The following is a 6000-nucleotide window of genomic DNA, read 5'->3' as shown; positions in this document are numbered from 1 at the left end:
CGCGCAGCCGAGCACGGCTCGGCTCTACAAGAGCCCGCTTCCGGGTCTGAACGCGCTCTGACAATGAATGTCGCTTTCATGTCTTTTCGGATCTATTGCATGGGGATCACATCGAAGGCGATAGAACCTGTGCGTACTCATCCCTGTATGGAGAACGCCATGAACCGACTGATCGCCATCGCTTTCATCGCCACGCCGCTGGCCCTGCTGAGCCCGCAGGCCGCCGCGCAGTACACCGGGCCGGGGGCAGGGGCTGCTGCCAGCACTGTCGCCGACGCTCGCGCGCAACGTGATGACCATCCGGTGGTGCTGCGCGGCACCCTCATCGCCAAGATCGGTGACGAGCGCTACCAGTTCCGTGATGCCAGCGGCCAGATCGACGTTGAGATCGATGACGAAGATCTGCCGCCGCAGGCCATCGGCGCCGACACCGTGGTCGAACTGCGTGGCAAGGTCGACACGCATCGCTTCAAGCCGATCGACATCGATGTTGATCACGTCACCGTCGTGCCGGCAGGTTGAAGCGAACGGCAGCCGAGCATTGGCTCGGCTCTACAAATTCAATGCAATGAGGTTTATTGCATTCAAGCAGTGAGGGAGTTTGCATAACCCTCAAACGTTGAACACATTCAAGAATTCTCCTTAACGTTCCACGTTTTAGGAATGCTTGAATGGTCTGCATGGCAATGGATTCCTAACATTCTCTCCGTCGCCCGCAACCACCTCTGCGGGCGGCGCCTCCCTCCCTTTCTCCTTAGGGGAGGGGGGCTTTCATATTCCCCCTGTCCGAGAGAGACACCCATGCACGCCATTATCAAGAAGGCCGCGCTCGCTGCAGCGCTGGCCACTGCTTCGCTGTCCGCGCACGCGCTGGAAACCAAGATCACCGTCTACGCCGACGTCGACCCGACGCTGGCGCTGCTGCGCGATGACGGCACCCCGCTGCCGGACACCGTGCAGCTGACCCACGATCCGCTGCGCGGCCTGCTGCCGTCGACGCAGCAGGTGCGCATCCACTCCAATGACGAAACCGCGGACATCGAAGTTCGCCTCGGCCACGATCCGGTACTGCTCAATGGCAGCACCCGCGTGCCGCTGGCCGTCAGCCTGAACACCGATGCGCTCAGCACCTCGGTCACCGAATTCAAGGCGGCTGACCTGTTCAACGGCGCCAGCTCGACCCCGGGTGCCTCCATCTCGATGCCGCTGACCATCGCCCAGGCCGGTACCGGCGGGCCGCTTACCGTCAACGGCCGCTATGAAGGCATGGTCTACATCGTCATGAACCAGAAGCCCTGATCCACGGCTTCCCCGCGCCGGTCCGCATTCCGGGCCGGCCGCTTCTGCAGCGATACCCCCATGACTCCACACGCCCCCGCCGTTACCCGGCTGGCGGTCGCGCTCGCCCTGGCAATGGCTGCTCCTCTGGTCGCGGCCCACGGCGTCCCCGCCGGCTTCGAGGATCTGGTTGAAGGCCAGACCGAACAACTCGACATCCAGCTGTTCGGCCGCTCGGCCGGACTGTCGCCGGTGCGCGTGACCCTGGAGCACGTGCAGCTGGAAGATCCCGCGCGCGTACTGCAGGCGCTGGACCTGCCTGCCGAAGCACAGGCAGCCTTGCTGCCGGCGTTGTCGCAACCACTGCCGCGCAACAGCCACCTGGCCTGCCGCTTCGGTGGCGCCACGGCCGGCTGCGGTTATCTCGACCCACCTGAAGACCCCGCCGCCGCGCGCGCGCTGTATGACGAAGGCGAGGGCGCGGTGCGCCTGTTCGTGGCGCGGCAGTGGATTCCCGGCGAGCCGCCCGCCGAGCGCTACCACACGGTCACGGCCAATGCAGAGAACGCCTTCCTGCACCAGCAGACGCTCAACGTCAGCGGCGGCCGCGACCATCAGGCACTGTCCGCGCGCGGCGTAGGCACGCTGGGACTGTTTGATCGCGCTCACCTGTCCGCCGACTGGTACTACACCCAGCAGCGCTACCGCAGCCGAAGCGACGACGACTTCCAGTTCGACAACGTCTATTACCGCCATGACCTGGGCCAGGCGCACTACCTGCAGGCCGGGCGCATGGACCGCCGCAACCTGTCCAGCCCGCAGGGCGGCACCTTCAGCTTCAGCATGCTGCCGCTGGACCGCTTCCAAGGCGCGCGCGTGGGTACCACCCAGGCCTACGTGGATACCGATGCCGCAGTGCAGGCCACGCCGCTGACGGTGCTGCTGGCGCGCGACGCACGCGTCGATGTGTTCGATGGCGAGCGGCTGCTGCAGACGTTCTACCTGCAGGCGGGCATCAACCAGATCGACACCCGCAATTTTCCGTTCGGCAACTACCTGGTGCGCATGCGCATCTACGAGGACGGTGTGCTGGTGCGCACCGAGGAGGCGCCGTTCGACAGGGGCGGCGACTGGACCAACAGCCAGTGGCAGTGGTTCGTGCAGGGCGGCCGGCGCAACGAGCGCCGCAGCGACCGCTTCGATGGCGAACGCGTGGCGATGGCCGGCCTGCGCGTGCCGCTGGGCCGCGACGCCGCGCTTACCGCCGGTGTCGCCAACCTTGGCGGACACAGCTACGGTGAGCTGCGCCTGGACCTGCGCCACATGCTGGCCACCCATGAGATGCGCGCCACGCTCAGCGGCATGCGGGGCAGCGACGGCAGCAACGGGCAGCAGCACCAGCTGTCGTACCGGCGCAAGGCGTCGTGGAATCTCTACCAGCAGCGCATGCGTGGCAAGGCCTGCCAGTTCGAGGCCGATGCGCGCGACCAGTTGGGCTGCACCAACTCACTCAGCGGCTCGATGTCGCTGCCGTTGGCCGGTGGCAACGCCTACGTGGGCTACACCCGGCGCCAGACCTGGCGCACCGGCTGGCATCGGCCCGAATTCGAGCAGGACCCGTTGTTCGGGCTGGATCCCTTGCTGCCGCCCGGCCCGCTGGAGCCGCGCCGGGAGCCGGTGCTCAGCCGCACCTGGCAGGCCAGTTTCAGCCGCAGCCACCGCTGGCAGGACTTCAGCGTGTCCACGCGCGTGGGGCTATGGCAGCAGCGCAGCACCGAAAGCGTGCGCGGCAGCAACGAGCGTGACCGTGGCATCTACTTCAACCTGAGCCTGACCCGCCTGCAGCGCAACCATGACAGCAGTGGCCAGCGCCGCTATGCGGTGGACGTGCGCCAGCCGCAGCATCAGCGCCCGGCCATCGATTACAGCGTGGGCCAGAGCCTGCGCCAGGAGCGGGATACGCACTATCGCGAGCTGAATACCGAACTGCGTGCCAACAACAATGACCGCTACAGCGCCTCGCTGAGTGGCCAGCTGCAGAACGGCATCGGCAATACAACCGCCAGCATTGCGCACTATCAGCAGCGCGGGCGTGGCGAGACCGGCTACAGCGCCAGCCACAGCTCGGGCTTCGCACTGGGCCGCCGCGGTTTCTACTGGAGCGGTGCCAACGGCGCGGAGGCCGGCCTGGCCGTGCAGGTGGACGGTTTCGACGCTGCCGACCTGCATGGCGTGGCCGCAGAACTGCAGGTGGGCGGGTTGCGCCGACAGCGTCTGCAGATCGGCGAGCGCCGGCTGCTGCCGCTGCAGGCCTATCAGTCGCAGCGCGCCGAAGTGCAGGACGCCAGCACGCTGGACAGCATCGCCGCGATCCGCGTGACCGGCGTGGGCGGTGCACGGCCGATGTTCCTCACGCCCGGCAAGCTGATGCGCATGCCGGTGCCGATCGAAGTGACCTACACCTTCATCGGCAATGCCAAGGACCTTGCGGGGTCGCCGCTGGGCGGCGCCCGCATCCTCAACGCGCCGGTGCCCGGCACCAGCGCCAACGGCAGCTTCGTTGCCGATTTCCCGCGTCGCGAAACAACGCTGTACCTGCTGCAGGACGACCGCCTGCTGCATTGCCCGCTGCAGGTGCGCGAGCGCCGCCAGGTGGTGCTGCTGGTCGGCGCCGTGCACTGCGAGCCGCTGGCCGTGGCCCAGCTGCCCCCCGAGATCCGCCAGCAGGCCCGCGTGACCCGCCTGCTGCAGGAACGCGCGTTGATCGCCGCCACGCCCCAGACCGCTGCTGCAGGAGGTACGCCATGAGCCGGCGTTGGATGTGTGTATTGATGCTGGTGTGTGCGCTGGTGCTGGTGATGCCACGGGCGTGGGCGCAGTGGCCGCCGGAGACGCATCCGACGGACCAGAGCCGGGACATCGTGATGAGCTGGGATCGCTCGGCGGTGCCGAGTGATGTGGAGCTGTGGGCGCCGCGGACGGTGCTGGGGTTCAGTCACGACCTGGCGTTCAAGTATGGGCAGATCCATGTGGTTTGTGGGTCTGCTTCTGATAGTGAGTTTGGGCGGTGCCCGACGGAGAGTGGGCCGAGCTCGTCAGTGGGAACAACAGAGATAACGTTGCGTCTCGTTGAACTGAGGACTGGTCTGCGTACGGAGATTCGTGCGGTAGGAAGCCTGCAGCGGGTTATGTCGGGTCCTCGCTGCAATTTCGAGTACTGGGACAGTCAGAAGCGTATTCTGAATGAAGCGTTCTGGTACCAATGTGCATCGGACGAACCGATCGGCACCGGTGCTGCTCTAACCATTCCAGCATCTGAGCTTGCGAGGCTCGTGGCAGGCCACTGGAAAGCCGCGATGCGCCTGAACGTCAAGGCCGATCCTGCTGCAGGGCCCGTCGCCACGGCCACTTTCAACTTCGACTTCACCGTCACCGACTACGACGCGATCTCGATCTACTTCCCCGGCTTCGATGGCATCTCACCGCTGGTCAATATGGACCTGCGCTACGACCCCATCCGCAAGGTCGTCGGGGGCTACAAGGAAGTGGACATGTGCCTGTACGACGGCGTGGGCTCGCAGAGCGAGTTCCTCGGCGTCACCGTGCGCGACAGCGGTCCACGACCACCTCCAGGGCGTGACTACGCGGTCTGGCACGGGGACGGTGGCAGCGATGACACCCAGCGCCTCGACTACCAGGTCAGCCTGAACTACGCCGGCAACCGCTTGGCGATGAAGAACGGCGAGGAGCAGCTGCTGCGCGGCATCGACAGTGCACAGCTGCGACTGGTGATGCTGCCGGGTTTCAGTCAGCCCGTGTACTGCGTGCCCACACCGCTGACGCTGGAAACCCCGCCTACGCCCATCGCCAGCAAGCGTCCCGGCCTCTACGACGGCGAGCTGACGGTAGAGCTGCGCGTGCCGACTGCCAAACCCTGATCCCCACGGAGCCTCATCATGAAGAAGCTGCTGTTCTGTCTGTTGCCGTTGAGCGCGCTGCTGGCCCCGCCGGCGGCACATGCCAACCTCTCGATCCATCCGATGCGCGCGGCCGTCGATACCAAGCGTGGGACTCAGATCCGCGTCTACTCGCACTCCACCCAGCCGCAGTACGTGCAGGCACGCCTGCTGCGCATCTGGAATCCCGCGCAGGTTGGCGAGGAAGAGGTGGAAGTGGAGGCGGCCGACGCCGCGGTCGCCATCACCCCTGGGAAGTTCGCACTGAGTGGCGGAGGCAATCGCCTGATCCGGGTCATTCCACTGCGCAGCGTGGAGAAGGAAGTGGCCTACCGCGTCTACTTCGAGGGTGTAAGGGGCCCGGACGGGACCTTGCTTGAGGGCGACGAGCAGGCGGCACAGGCCAACGTCGGCGTCAGCCTGGTCTGGGGCGCGCTGGTGAACGTGTTGCCCACCAACGGCAGCGTGGATCTGCAACTGCAGGGCGACACCCTGCGTAACGTGGGGACCTTGCGAGTTGGCATCACAGGGCTGGCCGAATGCAGCGCCAGTGGTGCCTGTACGACCCACGACTTTGCCAAAAGCCTGTACCCGGACGCGGAGCTGAAGCTGCCGTTCCAGCCTCAACCGGGCAATACCGTGCAGCTGCATTACCGCCTGTCCAAGGACGGCTACCGCGAGCACACAACCACCCTGGCGCCGAGCGCCTGAAGTTCTGGCCCTGCGTCATGTGCAGGGCCTCACTTTCGATGTCCTGTTAAGGAGA

General features: G+C 65.9%; 5 protein-coding genes. All 5 read left to right on the top strand.

Features of this window, described 5'->3' with window-relative positions; translation table 11 throughout:
- Positions 1 to 159 precede the first annotated feature (159 nt).
- Entirely contained in the window at positions 160 to 522 is a 363-nt protein-coding gene (locus tag N5C25_RS10910; RefSeq protein WP_251102979.1) for a NirD/YgiW/YdeI family stress tolerance protein, read from the top strand.
- 279 nt (positions 523 to 801) lie between these two features.
- Positions 802 to 1299 (top strand): CS1 type fimbrial major subunit, encoded by a 498-nt coding sequence (locus tag N5C25_RS10905; protein ID WP_251102980.1) that lies wholly within the window; start codon positions 802 to 804, stop codon positions 1297 to 1299.
- A 60-nt stretch (positions 1300 to 1359) separates the two neighbouring features.
- The gene (locus N5C25_RS10900; protein ID WP_279936929.1) at positions 1360 to 4086 is read left to right on the top strand and encodes a TcfC E-set like domain-containing protein; all 2727 of its coding nucleotides are present in this window, start codon (positions 1360 to 1362) and stop codon (positions 4084 to 4086) included.
- On the top strand, positions 4083 to 5216 hold the full coding sequence (locus tag N5C25_RS10895) for a CfaE/CblD family pilus tip adhesin (protein WP_345781919.1): 1134 nt from the start codon (positions 4083 to 4085) through the stop codon (positions 5214 to 5216). Before N5C25_RS10900 ends, N5C25_RS10895 begins: the two co-directional genes overlap by 4 nt.
- 18 nt (positions 5217 to 5234) lie before the next feature.
- A complete protein-coding gene (locus N5C25_RS10890) occupies positions 5235 to 5945 on the top strand; it encodes a hypothetical protein (protein ID WP_058980508.1) in 711 nt (236 codons plus the stop codon).
- Positions 5946 to 6000: the final 55 nt, after the last annotated feature.

The sequence above is a fragment of the Stenotrophomonas sp. GD03958 genome (assembly GCF_029839005.1).
Classification (GTDB): Bacteria; Pseudomonadota; Gammaproteobacteria; order Xanthomonadales; family Xanthomonadaceae; genus Stenotrophomonas; species Stenotrophomonas hibiscicola.
Note: the sequence above shows the minus strand (reverse complement) of the source record. Positions and strands in the feature narration are given on the sequence as shown.